Below are 16203 nucleotides of genomic sequence, written 5' to 3'. Positions count from 1 at the left end.
CGGCCAACCGCAGCACCCCCCAGGCCAACCGCATCACCACTCCACCGGCAGCGACAGCAACCCTCGGGAGACCGGGTGATCCTTCCAGCGCAGTTCGTGCTCCGGGACGGCCAGCCGGAGGCCGGGCAGCCGCCTCAGCAGCGTCGCCACCGCGACCTGGAGCTCCATGCGGGCCATCTGCGCGCCCAGGCAGCGGTGCACGCCGTACCCGAAGGCGAGGTGGGGGTTGGTGGCGCGGGCCACGTCCACCAGTTCGGGCCGGTCGAAGACGGCCGCGTCGTGGTTGGCCGACCCGATCGCCGGCACCACGGCCTCACCGGCCCTGATCCGCACGCCGCCCAGCTCGACGTCCTCCAGGACGACCCGGGGCAGCGCCCCCGTGATCGCCGAGGGGTTGTGGCGCAGCAGCTCCTCGACCGCCGCCGGCACCGCCTCGGGGCGTGCCCGCAGCCCGGCCAGCTCGCCGGGGTTCAGCAGCAAGGTCAGGACACCGCTGGAGATCGCGTTGACGGTGCTCAGGTAGCCGGCGGTGACCAGCAGGAACGCGAACCCGACGAGCTCCTTCTCGGTGAGCCGCCCGCCCTCGTCGCGCTCGGCGACCAGCGCGCCCAGCAGATCGTCGCCGGGCCGCTCGCGGCGCAGCGCGATCATGCCGGAGACGTACTCCTCCAGGTGGCCTCTCGCCGCCACGATCTCGGCGTGGGAGTGGCGGGTCATGCTGAACGCCGTGTCCGTCCAGGCGCACAGGCGCGGGCTGTCCTCGCGGGGCACGCCGAGCAGTTCGAGGACCAGCATCAGCGGCACGGGCAGCGCGAGCCCCGGCACCAGGTCGCCGGGCGGGCCCGTCTCGACGAGCGTGTCGAGGAGCGAGTCGGCCAGGCGCTGCGTCCAGGGGCGCAGCCGCTCCACCCGGCGGTTCGTGAAGTGCTTGACCGCGAGGCGCCGCAGCCGGGCGTGGTCGGGGCCGTCCATGCCGAGCAGGACGTCGGGTCCCGGGTTGGAGGCGCCCATCCGCGGGGCTCCGGGCGCCTCGGCGGCGGCCCGGCTGAACCGGGCGTCGTTCAGGACGAGTTGCACATCGGCGTACCGGGTGACCAGCCAGGCTTCGTCGCCGGTCGCCAGCGTCACCCGGGCGACCGGCGCCTCTCCGCGCAGCAGCGCGAGCTGACCGGGCTGGGCCGTACCGGCGGGGAAGGCGAAGGGGAAGTCCAAAGGTCGCTCGTGTTGTTCAGGCACCACGGCCTGCTCTCCTTCGTCGTGGGGGACTTCGGTCGCGCAGTGCACCACGGGTCGCTTCACATCCGCTCAAGAAGGCACCCCCACCGGCCCCCCGCGTTCGAGCGTGCTTCGACCGGCCGTGAGGCGCCGCTCACCACCATGCCCGTATGACAGTCATCGTGATCACCGGCGGCAGCCGGGGCATCGGCCTGGGCCTGGCGCGCGCGTTCCTCCCGCACGGCTGCCGTGTCGTGATCTGCGGCCGGGACGAGAAGACGGTGCGTACGGCGGCGCGGGCCGCCGGTCCCGACGTGCTCGGGGTGCGGGCGGACGTCACCTCGCGGGCGGAGGTGAGACGGCTGTGGGACGAGGCCACGGACCGCTTCGGCCGCGTCGACCACTGGATCAACAACGCCGGGATCGCCCTCGAACCCCGGCTCCTGCACGAGATCCCGGAGGACGACGTACGCCGTCTCGTGGACGTCAACCTGATCGGCTCCATCAACGGCAGCGCCGTCGCCGTGGACCGGATGCTCGCGCAGGGCGGCGGCTTCGTGTGGAACATGGTCGGCTTCGGCAGCAACGGCCGTATCTCCCGGGGCATGGCGCCGTACGGGTCGACGAAGCGGGCCCTGTCCTACCTGCACGACACGCTGACCCTGGAGGCGAGAGGGACGCCCGTCCGCGTCGGCCTCCTCTCCCCCGGCCTGGTCGTCACGGAACTGGTCGCCGGCAACGACCTCCGCTCCGACCTGCGGGGCCGGCGCCAGCAGCTCTACTACCGCGTCCTGTCCGACCCCCTGGACGTCGTCGCCCCCTGGCTCGCCACCCGCATCCTCACGGCCACCCGCAACGGCACCCGGGCGGAACGCCTCACGGGCCCCAAGGCGTGCGGGCGCCTCGCGGCGGCCCTGGTCCGCGGCCGGCTGCACCCGGCGCCACGGGCCTCGTGAACCCCGGCCAACCCCACCCCCCTCTCAAGGAGTTCCCCCATGTCAGAGCTGGCAGGCTGGGTCGATCTCGTCGGCACGCAGCCTTCCCCCGCCGCCCGGAACACGGTCCTCGCGATGGCCCGCGCCCTGCGCGCCGGCACCCCTGAGGACATCCGCCTCTGGGAGGGCCCCGGCGCGGTCATCGCGGTACGCCCGTCACCGGCCGCGACGGGAGCGGGCACGGCCCGGACCGTGACCCTCGCGGCAGCCCGCCCGGCGGAGAACGGCGGTCCCGGCACCGCACCGGCCCTCGCCGGAGCCCCCGCCGACAGTCCCAGGGCCCGCGCCGACACCCCGGCGCTGAAGGGCAACCGCTTCAGCGCCGCCCCAGCGCACAAGCGCGGCCGAGCCGACGCCTCCGGCCCCGCCGTCGAGGCTGACAGCCTCGGCCCCGTAGCCGTCGCCGCCTTCGCCGGGCTCTGTGACAACCGCGCCGGCCTGCCCCCCGCGAGCAGCGCCGGCGAGGCGGTCGCGCGGGCCTGGCTCACCTCCGGGCCCGCGACCCCGGCCCGGCTGCGCGGCTCGTACGCGCTCGCCGTCTGGCAGCCCCGGACCCGTGAACTCACCCTGGCCCGCGACCACTTGGGCACCCGCCCGCTGTACTGGGCGCGCACCCCGACCGGCGTCGCCTTCGCCTCCCGCCCCGACGCCCTCTTCGCCCACCCGGCGCTCCGCGCCCGCCTCGACGGGGACGCCCTGCGCCTGGTCCTGTCCGGCATCAGCGTGCCCGGCCGGACCGTGTTCGCCGACGTGTACGAGGTCCCGGCGGCCCACACCGTCACGTTCACCCCAGCCGGCCGTACCGCGCGCCGCTACTGGCACCCGGAGGCGGCCGGGCACCCCCACGACGCGGACGCCACCGCCGTACACGTCCGGGAACTCCTCGCGGACGCCGTCGCCGAGCAGAGCGGGCATGCGGGGGTGCGGGTGGGCAGTCTGCTGTCCGGGGGGCTCGACTCCAGTGCGCTGGCCGCGCTGCTCGCCGCCCGGGTCGACGGGCCGCTGCCGACCTTCGCCGTCGACTACCAGGGGTACGAGGAGAACTTCCGCCCGCACATCGTGCGGCCGCGCCCGGACAGCCCGTTCGTCCGTGACATGGCCGCGCACCTCGGCTCCGCGCACACCGACGTCGTCCTCACGACCCGTGACCTGACCCGGCCCGCCGTGTGGACGCGGCTGGTCGAGGAGCTGGACCAGCCGCGCCTGTTCGCGGACACCGAGCCGTCGATGTCGCTGCTGTACGGGGCGGTCGCCGGGCGGGCGGACCTGCTGCTCGGCGGCGAGGGCGCGGACGAGCTCTTCGGCGGCTTCCCCTGGTTCCACCATCCGCGCTGGGCGCAGGCCCCCGACTTCCCGTGGACGCCGACGACCGACGAACTCGTCGGCACCCTGTTCGGGCCCGCGCTGAAGGAGCTGGACGTGCGGGCGTTCCGCGCCGACCACTACCGCACGGCCCTCGCCGAACTCCCCGGCCTGCCCGGCGAGGACCCGCAGGAGCGCCGGATGCGGGAGCTGGCGTACCTCTTCACGACCCGTTTCCTGCCCGAACAGCTCGACCGCGCCCACCGCTTCGGCGCCGCCACCGGCATCGACGTACGCCTCCCCTTCTGCGACCCGCGCCTCGTCGAGTACGCCCTCAACATCCCCTGGTCCGTCAAGACCGCCGACGGCCACGAGAAGAGCCCCCTGCGCGCCGCCGTCGCGGACCTCCTCCCCCGGTCGGTCCTCGAACGCCGCAAGTCCGGCTACCCGATGACCCACGACGACGGCTACGACGACACCCTCCGCTCCCGCCTCACGGCCCTGCCCCCCGACGCCCCGGTACGGCCACTGCTGGCGACCGAGGCGCCCCGCTTCAGCCGTACGGAACTGGAGCTGGCGCTGAAGCTGAACGCGTGGCTGGAGCGGTACGGGCTGACGCTGCCCTGAGGCAGGGCCTCGGGGGGGGCTCACTCCCCCGGCAGCAGGCACACCACCCGGCTGAGCCGCATCTCCCCGCCCCGCCGGTACGGCTGGAGCCTGCGCCGGTTCCCGACGTGCTCCGCGCTGTGCTCGAACCGGTGGAAACTCGGCGCGTCCGCCCAGTCGGTGACGACGTAGTACACGTCCTCCTCGTCGGCGGACCGCGCCAGCGCCTGCCCCAGACACCCCGGCCACGCGGCGATCCCGGCCCCCACCTCCGCCCACACCTTCTCGAACTCGGCGCCCTGTCCGGGCACGGTCTCCATCCGCAGCATCACGCGAAAGGGCAGGGAATCCGACATACGACCAACCTCCTGGGCCGGGGTCTCCTCAAGGCGGCGCCCAGTGTCCGTGGCCCGCCTCGACCGCCGCTCGAAGTCCGCCCCTTCGAGCCGTCCTCCACCGCCCTTGGACGGCCCGGCGTCAGCCTCTGCTCCCCCGCGTCCCCTGGAGGAGCCATGACCGCCCCGGCCAAGCCGCCCGCCCTCCGCCCATCCGCGCGCGCCGGCAGACGGGGGCCGCTCGGCTGGCCCCGCTGGTTCACCACCCTGTTCGGCACGGACGTCTGGGAGCGGTTCAGCTTCTACGGCATGACGGCGATCCTCGTCCTGTACGCGACGGAGCCCACCGCCGACGGCGGCCTCGGCCTCTCCGACAGCGACGCGACCCTGCTGTTCGGCCTGTACATGGCGTCCGTGTTCCTGTGCTCGGTCCCGGGCGGCTGGCTCGGCGACCGCCTGTTCGGCTCGTCGAGGGCGGTCCTGTACGGCGGTGTCCTGATCGCCTGCGGCCACGTCTCGATGGCGGTCCCGGGCCATGTCCTGTTCTACCCGGGCCTCCTCCTGATCGCCGCGGGCACGGGCCTGTTGAAGCCGAACATGGCGAACCTGCTGAGCGCCTTCTACGCCCCCGGCGACCGCGCGGCCCGCGACGCCGGGTTCGCGATCTTCTACATGAGCGTCCAGGTCAGCGCGCTGGCCGCCCCGGTGATCGTCGGCGCGGTCGGCGAGACCGTCGACTGGCACCTGGGCTTCGGTCTGGCCGCCGCAGGAATGGCCCTCGGCCTGTTCCAGTACGTACGCGGCACCCGGCACTTCGGCGACACGGGCGCCGCCCCGTCCCGCGCGGCGACCCCGGCCCAGCGCGCCCGCGTCCTGCGGCGCACGCTGGCCGGTGTCGCCGCGGTGACCGTCCTCTACGGCACGGACGCCGCGCTCGGCACCTTCCGGATCGTCCATGTCATGGGCCTGATCGGGCTGTTGACGGTCGTCGTCCCGGCCGTCTTCTTCTGGCGCCTGCTGCGCAACCCCCTCCTCACGCCCGCCGAACGCGTCCGGGTGAAGACGTACATCTGGCTCTTCCTGGCCTCCGCCCTGTTCTGGGCGATGTTCCTCCAGGGCGGCTCGGTCTTCTCCCTGTTCGCGAAGGAGTCCACGGACCGCACGGTCGGCGGTTTCACGATCCCCACGAGCTGGTTCCAGTCGGCGACGCCCTTGTTCGTCCTCCTGACGGCCCCCCTGTTCGCCGCCCTCTGGAGACGCGCCGGCGACCGCTTCAACACGGCCGTCAAATTCGGCATCGGCATGATCTGCACGGCCCTCGCCTACGCGGTGATGTCCCTGGCGGCCTGGCAGTCGGCGTCGGGCCCGGTCTCCCCGTGGTGGCTGGTGGCGGCCTTCCTCCTCCTCGCATCCGGCGAGGTGGCCTTCGCCCCGGTGGGCATGAGCGCCACCACAGCCATAGCCCCCGCGACCTTCGTCAGCCAGATGGTCGGCCTCTTCTGGCTGGCCGGCGCCCTGGGCGGCGGCCTCGGCGGCAACGCCCTCAAAGCCTCCGGCGACGAGACCCCGTCCCCCGCCTACTTCCTCACCCTCGGCCTGATCACCCTGGCCGCCGGCCTGACCCTGATCCTCACCCGCACCCCCTTGGGCCGCCGCCTCACCGTCTGACCCCGGAGCCCCACCATGACCACACCCGCCCCTCCCCCGCCCCAGCCCCTCCTGGCGGGCGAGGACGAGGACACCCGCGAGGACGAACCCCACATCTGGCGGGGGACGGACTGAGGACCCCCCGGCCCCCGCCGGAACCGGAGATCAGGCGCCCTTGCCCGCCGGCTCCAGGATCGCGACGCACTCCAGGTGATGCGTCATCGGGAAGAGGTCGAACGCCCGAAGCGTCCGCACCTTGTACCCCCCGTCCCGGAAGTACCCCAGATCCCGGGCCAGCGCCGCCGGATCGCAGGCGACGTACGCGATCCGCCGGGCCCCCAGCGACGCGAGATGCTGGACGGTCGTGCGGCCCGCGCCCGCGCGGGGCGGGTCGAGGACGATGAGGTCGACCTCGGTGATGCCGGTGCGCGGGAGGACCGACTCGACCTTGCCCTGTTCGATCCGGACGCGGGGGAACTCGGCGAGGTTGTGCCGCGCGTCCTCGACGGCCCGCTTGCCGGACTCGATGCCGAGGACCGCGCCCTTCTCGCCGAGCCGGTCCGCGAGGGCGCCGGCGAAGAGGCCGACACCGCAGTAGAGGTCGAGGGCCATCTCGCCCTTGCGGGGCAGCAGCCCCTGCATGACCGCGAGGACGAGCGTGTCGGCCGCCTTGGGGTGGACCTGCCAGAACCCGCCGCTGCCGACCCGGTGCGTACGCCCGTCGGCGCGCTCGCGGACGAAGGGCCGGCCGTGGACGCGGTGGATGCCGCCGTCCTTCTCCTCGACGCGCATGACGGAGACGGGTTTGTCGAGTTCGACGAGGGGAAGGCGGGCGCCCGGCCGGGGCGTCAGGATGACCTGCCGGTCCTGGGAACCGGTCGCGGCGATCGCCTCGACGGACTCCATCCCGGCCCAGTCCCGCTTCTCGACCCCGAGTTCGGAGACACCCGGCGCCGCGATCATGCAGTGGTCGACGACCTCGACCTCGTGCGAGCGGTGCCGGCGCAGACCGGCGTTGCCGTCCGCGTCGACGGCGTACTGCACCCTCGTACGCCACTGCGGCACCTCGCCGGCGGGCAGCTTGTCACCCTCGGCGGGCATGACCGTGCCGTCCCAGCCGGCCTCCTCGGGGGTGAGCCCGGCGAGGCGCAGGAGCTGCTCGGCGAGGACCTCGCCCTTCATGCGGCGCTGGGCGCCGGGCTTGGCGTGCTGCCAGTCGCAGCCGCCGCACTTCCCGGGCCCGGCGAAGGGGCACGGCGCCTCGACCCGGTCCTTGGACGCGGTGCGCACCTCGACGGCGTCGGCGCGCAGGAACCGCGCGCCCTCCTCGCCCTCGGTGACCCGCGCGAGGACCCGCTCCCCGGGCAGGGCGTGCCGCACGAACAGCACCTGTCCCTCGTCGGTCCGCGCGATGCAGTGCCCGCCGTGCGCGACGGGCCCGACCTCGACCTCGTACTCCCGCCCGACCAGCGACTCCCGTACCTCGCGAGCCTCCCCCGCCTGCTGTTTCCTCGGTTCTGCCTGCATGGCGGGGTGACTCCAGATCGAAAAGGCGACGGGGGTTCCAGGAGCGTCGTACGACGACAGCCGTCCAGTCTAGGCCCTGCGCACCGGGCCGACGACCGGTCTACTCCTCGCGCCCGCTCGGCTCCTTGGCCCGCTCGGGAGACCCCGCCGGCCCCCGCCGTACGGACCCCGGCGCGTTCCACTCCTGCCGGCGCCGGGCGCGCTGCTTGGCGGCCTCGGAGGACTGGAGCTGGTAGGGCACGGAGGTGACCATGATCCCCGGCGTGAACAGCAGGCGTCCCTTGAGCCGCAGGGCGCTCTGGTTGTGCAGCAGATGCTCGTACCAGTGCCCCACCACGTACTCGGGGATGATCACCGACACCGCGTCGCGCGGCGACTCCCGCCGCAGGCTCTTGACGTACTCGATGACGGGCCGCGTGACCTCCCGGTAGGGCGAGTCGAGGACCTTGAGGGGTACGTCGATCCCGCGCCGTTCCCACTCCTCGCGCAGCGCCTTCGTCTCGACGGGGTCGACGTTGACGGTGAGCGCCTCCAGCGTGTCGGACCGCATCAGCTTGGCGAAGGCCAGCGCGCGCAGGGTCGGCCGGTGGATCTTGGAGATCAGCAGCACGGAGTGGACGCGGGAGGGCCGGACGCTGTCGTCGCTGGGGCCCTCGGTGGCGGCGAGTTCCGCCGCGACCCCGTCGTAGTGGCGCCGGATCGCGGTCATCGTCGCGAAGAAGATGACCATCCCGAGCAGCGCGACCCACGCGCCGTGCGTGAACTTGGTGACGAGGACGACGACGAGGACGAGCCCGGTGAAGAAGGCGCCGAACGCGTTGATGGCCCGCGAGCGGACCATGTGCCGCCGCTTCGCCGGGTCGGTCTCGGTGGCGAGGTGGCGGTTCCAGTGCCGGACCATGCCGGTCTGGCTGAGCGTGAAGGAGACGAACACGCCGACGATGTAGAGCTGGATGAGCCGCGTCGAGTCGGCGCCGTAGATCCACACGAGCAGGATCGCCGCGCCCGCGAGGAGCACGATGCCGTTGGAGAAGGCGAGCCGGTCGCCGCGGGTGTGCAGCTGGCGCGGCAGGTAGCGGTCCTGCGCGAGGATCGAGCCGAGCACGGGGAAGCCGTTGTAGGCGGTGTTCGCGGCGAGGAACAGCACGAGCGCGGTGGCCGCGGCGAGCACCACGAACAGGAAGCTGCCCTTGCCGAACACGGCCTCGGCGACCTGCGTGATCACCGGGTTCTGCACATACCCGGACCCGACCTCGACCCCGTTCTTCAGCAGGTCCGTCGCCGGGTTCTCCGCCATCCGTACGTCCGTGACGAGTGCGAGGACGATGATCCCGCAGAACATCGTCACCGCCAGCAGCCCCATCGCGGCGAGGGTGGTGGCCGCGTTCCTCGACTTGGGCTTGCGGAAGGCGGGGACCCCGTTGGAGATCGCCTCGACGCCGGTCAGCGCGGCGCAGCCGGAGGAGAAGGCCCGCAGCAGCAGGAAGACCAGCGCGAACCCGGCGAGCCCCTGGTGCTCGGCCTTGATCTCGTACTGGGCGGTCGGCGCCCGCATCGAGTCGTCCAGGACGAGGCCCCGGTAGGCGCCCCACGCGATCATGATGAAGACGCCCGCGACGAACACGTACGTCGGGATCGCGAAGAGCTTCCCGGACTCCTTCACGCCGCGCAGGTTCATCAGCGTCAGCAGGACGATCACGGCGACCGCGCACGCCGTCTTGTGCTCGACGACGAAGGGGATCGCGGAGCCCAGGTTCTCGATGCCGGAGGCGATGGAGACGGCGACGGTCAGGACGTAGTCGACGAGCAGGGCGCTCGCGACGGTCAGGCCCGCCTTGGGGCCGAGGTTGGTGGTCGCCACCTCGTAGTCGCCGCCGCCGCTCGGGTACGCGTGGACGTTCTGCCGGTAGGAGGCCACCACCGTGAACATCAGGACGACCACCGCGAGGGCGATCCAGGGCGAGAAGTGGTACGCCGACACGCCCGCGATGGACAGGACCAGCAGCACCTCCCCGGGCGCGTAGGCCACGGAGGACAGCGGGTCGGAGGCGAAGACAGGGAGGGCGATGCGCTTCGGCAGGAGCGTTTCCCCAAGCCGATCACTGCGCAGAGCGCGCCCGATCAGGATCCGTTTGGGCACGTCGGTCAGTTTGGACACAACAGAGAATCGTAAGCCTTCGAACAGCCGGTCGCCCCCACCCGGAAACGACCTTCACCGCCCGGTCACACGGAATGAGCCCCTCCGACATCCGCCCGCGAGATCGCCGGGGAGAACCGATACGTTGGAGGTGGGCTGCCCCGGGGCCCTGGACCGGTGGTTCCCCGGGCATGATGTTTGCCTGGCGGTCGCCATCCGGCCGCGATGCTTTGCCCGAAGAGCCGAGAGAGGGACATGAGAACGACAGCGAAGCAGGTCAGCGGACCTGTGGGGAGCGTGGTGTAGGGCCATGCACATCGTCATCATGGGCTGCGGCAGAGTGGGCTCAGCCCTCGCGCAGACCCTGGAGCGACAGGGTCACACGGTCGCGGTGATCGACCAGGACCCGACCGCCTTCCGGCGCCTGGGCTCCTCCTTCGGCGGCCGCCGGGTCACCGGCATCGGCTTCGACCAGGACACCCTGCGCGAGGCCGGCATCGAGGAGGCGGGCGCCTTCGCGGCCGTCTCCAGCGGCGACAACTCGAACATCATCGCGGCCCGGGTGGCCCGCGAGATGTTCGGCGTGGAGAACGTCGCGGCCAGGATCTACGACCCGCGCCGCGCCGAGGTCTACCAGCGCCTGGGCATCCCCACCGTGGCGACGGTCCGCTGGACGGCCGACCAGATGCTGCGCCGGCTCCTGCCGTCCGGCGCCGAGCCGCTGTGGCGCGACCCCACCGGGGGCGTCCAGCTCGCCGAGGTGCACGCGTCGCCGTCGTGGATCGGCCACAAGATCAGCACGCTCCAGGAGGAGACGGGGGTCCGTGTGGCCTTCCTCACCCGGCTGGGCGAGGCGATCCTCCCGACCTCGCAGACGGTCCTCCAGGAAGGCGACCTCGTGCACGTGATGATGCGTACCGACGAGGTCGAGAAGGTCGAGGCGGTCTTCGCGGAAGGCCCCCAGGAAGGCGGTCACCGATGAGGGTCGCCATCGCCGGAGCCGGCGCCGTCGGCCGCTCGATCGCGGGCGAGCTCCTGGAGAACGGCCACGAGGTCCTCCTCGTCGACAAGGCCCCCACGGCCATCTCGGTCGAGCGGGTCCCCCAGGCGGAGTGGCTCCTCGCCGACGCCTGCGAGATCACGTCCCTCGACGAGGCCGCGCTCCAGCGCTGCAACGTCGTCATCGCCGCGACCGGCGACGACAAGGTCAACCTCGTCGTCTCCCTCCTGGCGAAGACGGAGTACGGCGTCCCCAGGGTCGTGGCCCGCGTCAACAACCCCAAGAACGAGTGGCTCTTCAACGAGTCCTGGGGCGTCGACGTGGCGGTCTCCACCCCCCGCCTCATGTCGGCCCTGGTCGAGGAAGCCGTCTCGGTGGGCGACCTCGTCCGCCTCCTCCGCTTCAGCCACGGCGACGCGAACCTCGTCGAGTTGACCCTCCCCGAGGAGTCAGCCCTGGCCGGCACCCAGGTCGGCGACGTCGAATGGCCGGAGGACACGTCCCTGGTCACCATCATCCGCGGCACCCGAGTCCTCACCCCCACCCCGGAAGACTCCCTGGAAGCGGGCGACGAACTCCTGTTCGTGGCAGCCCAGGCGAGGGAGGAACAGCTGGAGGACCTGCTGTCGGTGCGGAGGGAAGAGACGGAAGCGTAAGGGGACAAAAATGGGGGGGTATCGCCGCTCTTGCGGCGATACCCCCCATTTTTTAGGGGCGCGGGGAACTGCGCGATCAACCACAACGAACCCGCACCCGACAACGAACCCCGGGGTCGAAGGGGCGGAGCCCCTTCAAAGGATGGGACGGGTAGGGGCGGCGGGGGCGAAACCCTACTCGGCACCCCGAGCGGCCGCAGCCTTCCGCTCCTCCTCAGCCTTCTCCTCCGCCTCCATCTCGGCGAACACATCGATAGGCGCCGGAGCCTTCGCCAGGAACACCCACGTCAGCCACACGGCCAACAGGAACGGCGGAATCTTCAACGCGATGAGCACCCACCCGAGCTGAGTGGTATCGGCCCACCAGTACAACGGAAACAGAATCGCGCACTTGGCGAGCAGAATGAGCCCCCAGGCCCAACTGGCCTTGGAGTACGCCTTCTTCCGCCCAGGATTCCGGGTCCGCCAGGACAGGTTCTCCTTGAACACGGGCCCGAGCATGAGCCCGATCAGAGGAACCCCGCACAGAGTGGTGACGATGTACGCCAGGGCCAGCCCCAGCGTGTACAGCATCCCCGGCAGATAGAAGTCCTTCGCATTGCCGGTCATCATCGCGAAGACGACCCCGAAGGCGACCCCGAACACCCCACTGAACGCGTGCTTGACGGTCCCCTTCATCACGAGCCGCACCACGACCAGCACGATCGACACGGCAAGCGCGGCGATGGCCGACATGTGCAGGTCTTGATTGATCGTGTAGATCGTGACGAACAGCAGCCCGGGCATCACCGTCTCGACCATGCCCCGCACGCCACCGAACGCCTCGAACAACGCGGCCTCGGTCACCGCCCGTGCATCCCGCGCCTGCTCTTCTCCGGTCGGCTTGTCGAGCGACGTCACCGGCTACTCCCTACCGAGGGGTCTCAGTTCGTACTTAGGATTGAACAGCACACGCCGACCTCTGCTCATCGAGATCCGCCCCGAGGCGATCAACCGCCGCCCCGGCTCTATGCCGACGATGGAGCGCCGCCCCAGCCACACCACGTCCAACGCGGCGGACCCGTCGAACAGCTCCGCCTCCAGCGCCGGCACCCCGGCCCTCGGCCGCAGAGTGACCGTGCGCAACGTACCAGTAACGGTCACGATCTGCCGATCCCGGCAGTCCTCTATCCGCGTGCACCCGGCGGTCTCGGCGTCCTCCCGCAGCTCCTCGGACTCCAGGTCCTCCTGCGAGGAGGAAAGCCGGTCGAGCATACGCCGGAACCGGCCCACCGGTTTCTCGGAATGCGGCACAGCACTCATACCTGAAAGCGTACCGGCCCCACCGAGACCCCCCACGTCTCCCCTCGCCTCCCCTCACTTCTCGAACCGGTACCCCATCCCCGGCTCCGTGATGCCGCATCCCCCGGGGGCCGCCCCCCGGACCCCCGGCCACTTCCCCGGCTCACTTCTCGAACCGGTACCCCATCCCCGGCTCCGTGATGAAGTGCCGAGGATGCGCCGGGTCCCCCTCCAGCTTGCGGCGCAGCTGCGCCATGTACACCCGCAGGTAGTTCGTCTCCGTCCCGTACGACGGCCCCCACACCTCCTGGAGCAGCTGCCGCTGGCTGACCAGCCGCCCGGTGTTGCGCACGAGCACCTCCAGGAGATGCCACTCGGTCGGTGTGAGGCGTACGTCCCGCCCGCCCCGGTTGACCTTCTTCGCCGCGAGGTCGACGGTGAACCCCTCGGTCTCGACCAGCACCTCCCCCTCCCCGGGCCCCACCGGCTCGGCCCTGCGCACAGCAGCCCGCAGCCGCGCCAGCAGCTCGTCCATCCCGAACGGCTTGGTGACGTAGTCGTCGGCCCCCGCGTCCAGCGCCTGCACCTTCTCGTCCGAGGAGTGCCGCGCGGACAGCACGAGGATCGGCACCCTCGTCCACCCCCGCAGCCCCTTGATCACCTCGACCCCGTCCATGTCGGGCAGCCCCAGGTCGAGCACGACGACGTCGGGGTGCCGAGCCGCCGCCAGCTGCAACGCGCTCGCCCCGTCGTGCGCCGCGTCCACCTCGTACTTGCGCGCCTTGAGGTTGATCACGAGCGCCCGCACGATCTGCGGCTCGTCGTCGACCACGAGCACTCTCGTAGGACCCTGGGGGTTCCCCCCGCCGGCGCTCATCATGTGCCCTGCCTCTCGGACGTTCCCAACGGTTCTGCCACACCGACCCCACCAGCACCAAACGGCTCCGCCGCCGCCTCCCCCGCTGCACACACCCCCTCCGCCGCCCGCAGTGTCAGCACCATCGTGAGTCCACCCCCCGGCGTGTCCTCCGCGGCCAGTGTCCCGCTCATCGCCTCCACGAACCCCCGTGCCACGGCGAGCCCGAGTCCGACCCCGGCGCCGCGCGGAGCGTCACCGTACCGCTGGAAGGGCGCGAAGATGCGCTCCTTCGCGTCGTCGGGCACCCCGGGCCCCCGGTCCACGACCCGCACCTCGACCCGCTGGGAGAGCGCGCTCGCGGCGACCAGCACCGTCTGCCCCGGCGGGCTGTACTTGACGGCGTTCTCCACGAGGTTGGCGACGGCCCGCTCCAGCAGCCCGGCGTCGACGGACACCATGGGCAGCGTCTCCGGGATGTCCAGCTCGACGCTGTCCTCGGGCACCCCGCCGAGCGCCATCGGCACGACTTCGTCGAGGTCGATCTCCCGCACGATCGGCGTGACCGTCCCGGTCTGGAGCCGTGACATGTCCAGCAGGTTCCCGACGAGGTGGTCGAGCCGGTCCGCGCCCTCCTCGATCCCTTCGAGCAGTTCCGCCTGGTCCTCCTCGGACCAGGCCACGTCGTCGGACCGCAGGCTGGAGACCGCGGCCTTGATCCCGGCCAGCGGCGTGCGCAGGTCGTGGCTGACGGCGGCGAGCAGTGCCGTCCGGATCCGGTTGCCCTCGGCGAGCGCGCGGGCCTGGTCGGCCTCCTCCTGGAGCCGGCGCCGGTCGAGGACGACGGCGGCCTGGGCCCCGAACGCGGCGAGCACCCGCCGGTCCTCGGCCGGCAGCACCCGCCCGGTCAGCGCGAGCGCCATGTGGTCGCCGACGGGCACGTCCACATCGGCGTCCTCGGGCCGCCCGACCTCCCGCCCGAACCCGACGCGCCCGGCGCAGGTCCACGGCGCGACGTCGCTCTCCCGCTCCAGCAGCGCCGCCGACTCCATCCCGAAGGTCTCCCGCACCCGCTCCAGGAGCGCTTCGAGGCTGGTCTCCCCGCGCAGCACGTTCCCCGAGAGGAACGACAGGATCTCCGACTCGGCCCGCAGCCGGGCGGCCTGGTGGGTGCGCCGGGCGGCGAGGTCGACGACGGAGGCGACGGATATCGCCACCCCGACGAAGATCACGATGGCGACGATGTTCTTCGGGTCGGCGATCGTGAACCGGTGCAGCGGGGGTGTGTAGAAGTAGTTCAGCAGCAGGGAGCCGAGCGCCGCCGAGGCCAGCGCCGGCAGCAGCCCGCCGAGCAGCGCGGCGGCGACGGTCAGCGCCAGGAACAGCAGCATGTCGTTGGCGAGGCCGAGGTGGACGGTGTTCAGCAGCAGCGCGAGCCCCACCGGTCCGCCGACGCCGACGAGCCAGCCCCACAGGATGCGGGCCCGCCCGAGCCGGGCACCCCGGGCCACGGGCAGTCCGCGCCCCTTGGCGACCTCCTCGTGGGTGACGATGTGGACGTCCAGGTCGGGCCCCGACTCCCGGGCGACGGTCGCCCCGACGCCGGGCCCGAACATGTACTGCCACGCCTTGCGCCGCGAGGACCCGAGCACGATCTGTGTCGCGTTCGCGCCCCGCGCGAAGTCCAGCAGGGCGGCGGGGATGTCGTCCCCGACGACGTGGTGGAAGGTGCCGCCGAGGTCCTCGACCAGCGTCCGCTGGACGGCGAGTTCCTTCGGGGAGGCGGAGGTGAGCCCGTCGCTGCGGGAGATGTACACGGCGAGCACCTCGCCGCCGGCGCCCTTCTCCGCGAGCCGGGACGCCCGCCGGATCAGGGTGCGTCCTTCGGGGCCGCCGGTCAGTCCGACGACGATCCGCTCGCGGGAGCCCCAGATCGCGGAGACCCGGTGCTCGCTGCGGTACTGGTTCAGGTACTCGTCGACCCGGTCGGCCACCCACAGCAGCGCGAGTTCCCTGAGCGCGGTGAGGTTCCCGGGCCGGAAGTAGTTCGAGAGCGCGGCGTCGACCTTGTCGGGCCGGTAGATGTTGCCGTGGGCCATCCGGCGGCGCAGGGCCTGGGGCGACATGTCCACCAGTTCGACCTGGTCGGCCCGCCGCACGACCTCGTCGGGCACGGTCTCGCGCTGGCGTACGCCGGTGATGGACTCGACGACGTCCCCGAGGGACTCCAGGTGCTGGATGTTCACCGTGGACACGACGTCGATGCCGGCGGCGAGCAGGTCCTCGACGTCCTGCCAGCGTTTGGCGTTGCGCGAGCCCGGTACGTTCGTGTGCGCCAGTTCGTCCACCAGGGCGACCGCGGGGGCGCGGCGCAGTACCGCGTCCACGTCCATCTCGGTGAAGACGCCGCCCCGGTAGTCGATCTCCCGGCGCTCGACCTCCTCCAGGCCGTGCAGCATCACCTCGGTGCGCGGCCGGCCGTGGTGTTCCACGAACGCCACGACACAGTCCGTACCCCGCTCGACCCTGCGGTGCGCCTCCGACAGCATCGCGTACGTCTTGCCGACGCCCGGCGCCGCACCGAGATAGATCCGAAGCTTCCCGCGCGCCATGCCCTCATTGTCTTCCGCCGGCCACCATGTGTGC

At 72.0% G+C, this 16203-nt stretch carries 13 protein-coding genes; 5 read left to right on the top strand and 8 right to left on the bottom strand.

The features are described from left to right. Nucleotides 1–33 precede the first annotated feature (33 nt). Nucleotides 34–1239, bottom strand: coding sequence for a cytochrome P450 (locus tag ACLZOT_RS05480; protein WP_416967563.1), 1206 nt, complete (start codon nt 1237–1239; stop codon nt 34–36). 146 nt (nt 1240–1385) lie between these two features. Between ACLZOT_RS05480 and ACLZOT_RS05475 the strand changes: the two genes are divergently transcribed. Both ACLZOT_RS05475 and ACLZOT_RS05470 read left to right on the top strand, forming a co-directional pair. After that, nucleotides 1386–2171: an SDR family oxidoreductase gene (locus tag ACLZOT_RS05475; RefSeq protein ID WP_416967562.1), complete on the top strand. Its 786-nt coding sequence runs from the start codon at nt 1386–1388 to the stop codon at nt 2169–2171. Between the two features lie 39 nt (nt 2172–2210). Then, nucleotides 2211–4139 (top strand): asparagine synthase-related protein, encoded by a 1929-nt coding sequence (locus tag ACLZOT_RS05470; RefSeq protein WP_416967561.1) that lies wholly within the window; start codon nt 2211–2213, stop codon nt 4137–4139. Between the two features lie 20 nt (nt 4140–4159). Here ACLZOT_RS05470 and ACLZOT_RS05465 read toward each other — a convergent pair whose 3' ends face one another. Further along, nucleotides 4160–4474, bottom strand: coding sequence for an antibiotic biosynthesis monooxygenase family protein (locus tag ACLZOT_RS05465; protein ID WP_416967560.1), 315 nt, complete (start codon nt 4472–4474; stop codon nt 4160–4162). A 156-nt stretch (nt 4475–4630) separates the two neighbouring features. Here ACLZOT_RS05465 and ACLZOT_RS05460 point away from each other — a divergent pair, with 156 nt between their 5' ends. Further along, nucleotides 4631–6121 carry a peptide MFS transporter gene (locus ACLZOT_RS05460; protein WP_416967559.1) on the top strand — a complete coding sequence of 497 codons (1491 nt, stop codon included), beginning with the start codon at nt 4631–4633 and terminating at the stop codon, nt 6119–6121. A gap of 144 nt (nt 6122–6265) precedes the next feature. On the opposite strand, the gene ACLZOT_RS05455 is transcribed toward ACLZOT_RS05460, so the two are convergent. Continuing rightward, the gene (locus tag ACLZOT_RS05455) at nt 6266–7627 is read right to left on the bottom strand and encodes a class I SAM-dependent RNA methyltransferase (protein ID WP_416967558.1); all 1362 of its coding nucleotides are present in this window, start codon (nt 7625–7627) and stop codon (nt 6266–6268) included. A 100-nt stretch (nt 7628–7727) separates the two neighbouring features. Continuing rightward, entirely contained in the window at nt 7728–9785 is a 2058-nt protein-coding gene (locus ACLZOT_RS05450; protein ID WP_416967557.1) for an APC family permease, read from the bottom strand. Between the two features lie 289 nt (nt 9786–10074). Between ACLZOT_RS05450 and ACLZOT_RS05445 the strand changes: the two genes are divergently transcribed. Together ACLZOT_RS05445 and ACLZOT_RS05440 are read left to right on the top strand one after the other, a co-directional pair. Beyond that, nucleotides 10075–10746: a potassium channel family protein gene (locus ACLZOT_RS05445; RefSeq protein ID WP_416967556.1), complete on the top strand. Its 672-nt coding sequence runs from the start codon at nt 10075–10077 to the stop codon at nt 10744–10746. Beyond that, nucleotides 10743–11420 carry a potassium channel family protein gene (locus ACLZOT_RS05440; protein ID WP_416967555.1) on the top strand — a complete coding sequence of 226 codons (678 nt, stop codon included), beginning with the start codon at nt 10743–10745 and terminating at the stop codon, nt 11418–11420. Before ACLZOT_RS05445 ends, ACLZOT_RS05440 begins: the two co-directional genes overlap by 4 nt. Before the next feature lie 174 nt (nt 11421–11594). On the opposite strand, the gene ACLZOT_RS05435 is transcribed toward ACLZOT_RS05440, so the two are convergent. From ACLZOT_RS05435 to ACLZOT_RS05420, 4 genes are all read right to left on the bottom strand, one after another. Further along, entirely contained in the window at nt 11595–12320 is a 726-nt protein-coding gene (locus ACLZOT_RS05435) for a DUF3159 domain-containing protein (RefSeq protein ID WP_416967554.1), read from the bottom strand. Nucleotides 12321–12323: 3 nt separating this feature from the next. Further along, nucleotides 12324–12722 (bottom strand): OB-fold nucleic acid binding domain-containing protein, encoded by a 399-nt coding sequence (locus ACLZOT_RS05430; RefSeq protein ID WP_029183759.1) that lies wholly within the window; start codon nt 12720–12722, stop codon nt 12324–12326. Nucleotides 12723–12864: 142 nt separating this feature from the next. Further along, nucleotides 12865–13578, bottom strand: a complete 714-nt coding sequence (locus tag ACLZOT_RS05425; protein ID WP_416967553.1) for a response regulator — start codon at nt 13576–13578, stop codon at nt 12865–12867. Continuing rightward, entirely contained in the window at nt 13578–16169 is a 2592-nt protein-coding gene (locus ACLZOT_RS05420; protein ID WP_416967552.1) for an ATP-binding protein, read from the bottom strand. Before ACLZOT_RS05420 ends, ACLZOT_RS05425 begins: the two co-directional genes overlap by 1 nt. Between the last annotated feature and the right edge of the window lie 34 nt (nt 16170–16203).

It is taken from the genome of Streptomyces sp. 4F14, from assembly GCF_048159485.1.
Lineage (GTDB): Bacteria > Actinomycetota > Actinomycetes > Streptomycetales > Streptomycetaceae > Streptomyces.
Note: the sequence above shows the minus strand (reverse complement) of the source record. Positions and strands in the feature narration are given on the sequence as shown.

Bases quoted from the DNA above. Each gene is read 5' to 3' on its own strand.
- ACLZOT_RS05475 (WP_416967562.1), top strand. From the start codon at position 1,386: ATGACAGTCATCGTGATCACCGGCGGCAGCCGGGGCATCGGCCTGGGC.
- ACLZOT_RS05470 (WP_416967561.1), top strand. From the start codon at position 2,211: ATGTCAGAGCTGGCAGGCTGGGTCGATCTCGTCGGCACGCAGCCTTCC.
- ACLZOT_RS05465 (WP_416967560.1), bottom strand. From the start codon at position 4,474: ATGTCGGATTCCCTGCCCTTTCGCGTGATGCTGCGGATGGAGACCGTG.
- ACLZOT_RS05460 (WP_416967559.1), top strand. From the start codon at position 4,631: ATGACCGCCCCGGCCAAGCCGCCCGCCCTCCGCCCATCCGCGCGCGCC.
- ACLZOT_RS05455 (WP_416967558.1), bottom strand. From the start codon at position 7,627: ATGCAGGCAGAACCGAGGAAACAGCAGGCGGGGGAGGCTCGCGAGGTA.
- ACLZOT_RS05445 (WP_416967556.1), top strand. From the start codon at position 10,075: ATGCACATCGTCATCATGGGCTGCGGCAGAGTGGGCTCAGCCCTCGCG.
- ACLZOT_RS05440 (WP_416967555.1), top strand. From the start codon at position 10,743: ATGAGGGTCGCCATCGCCGGAGCCGGCGCCGTCGGCCGCTCGATCGCG.
- ACLZOT_RS05430 (WP_029183759.1), bottom strand. From the start codon at position 12,722: ATGAGTGCTGTGCCGCATTCCGAGAAACCGGTGGGCCGGTTCCGGCGT.
- ACLZOT_RS05425 (WP_416967553.1), bottom strand. From the start codon at position 13,578: ATGAGCGCCGGCGGGGGGAACCCCCAGGGTCCTACGAGAGTGCTCGTG.
- ACLZOT_RS05420 (WP_416967552.1), bottom strand. From the start codon at position 16,169: ATGGCGCGCGGGAAGCTTCGGATCTATCTCGGTGCGGCGCCGGGCGTC.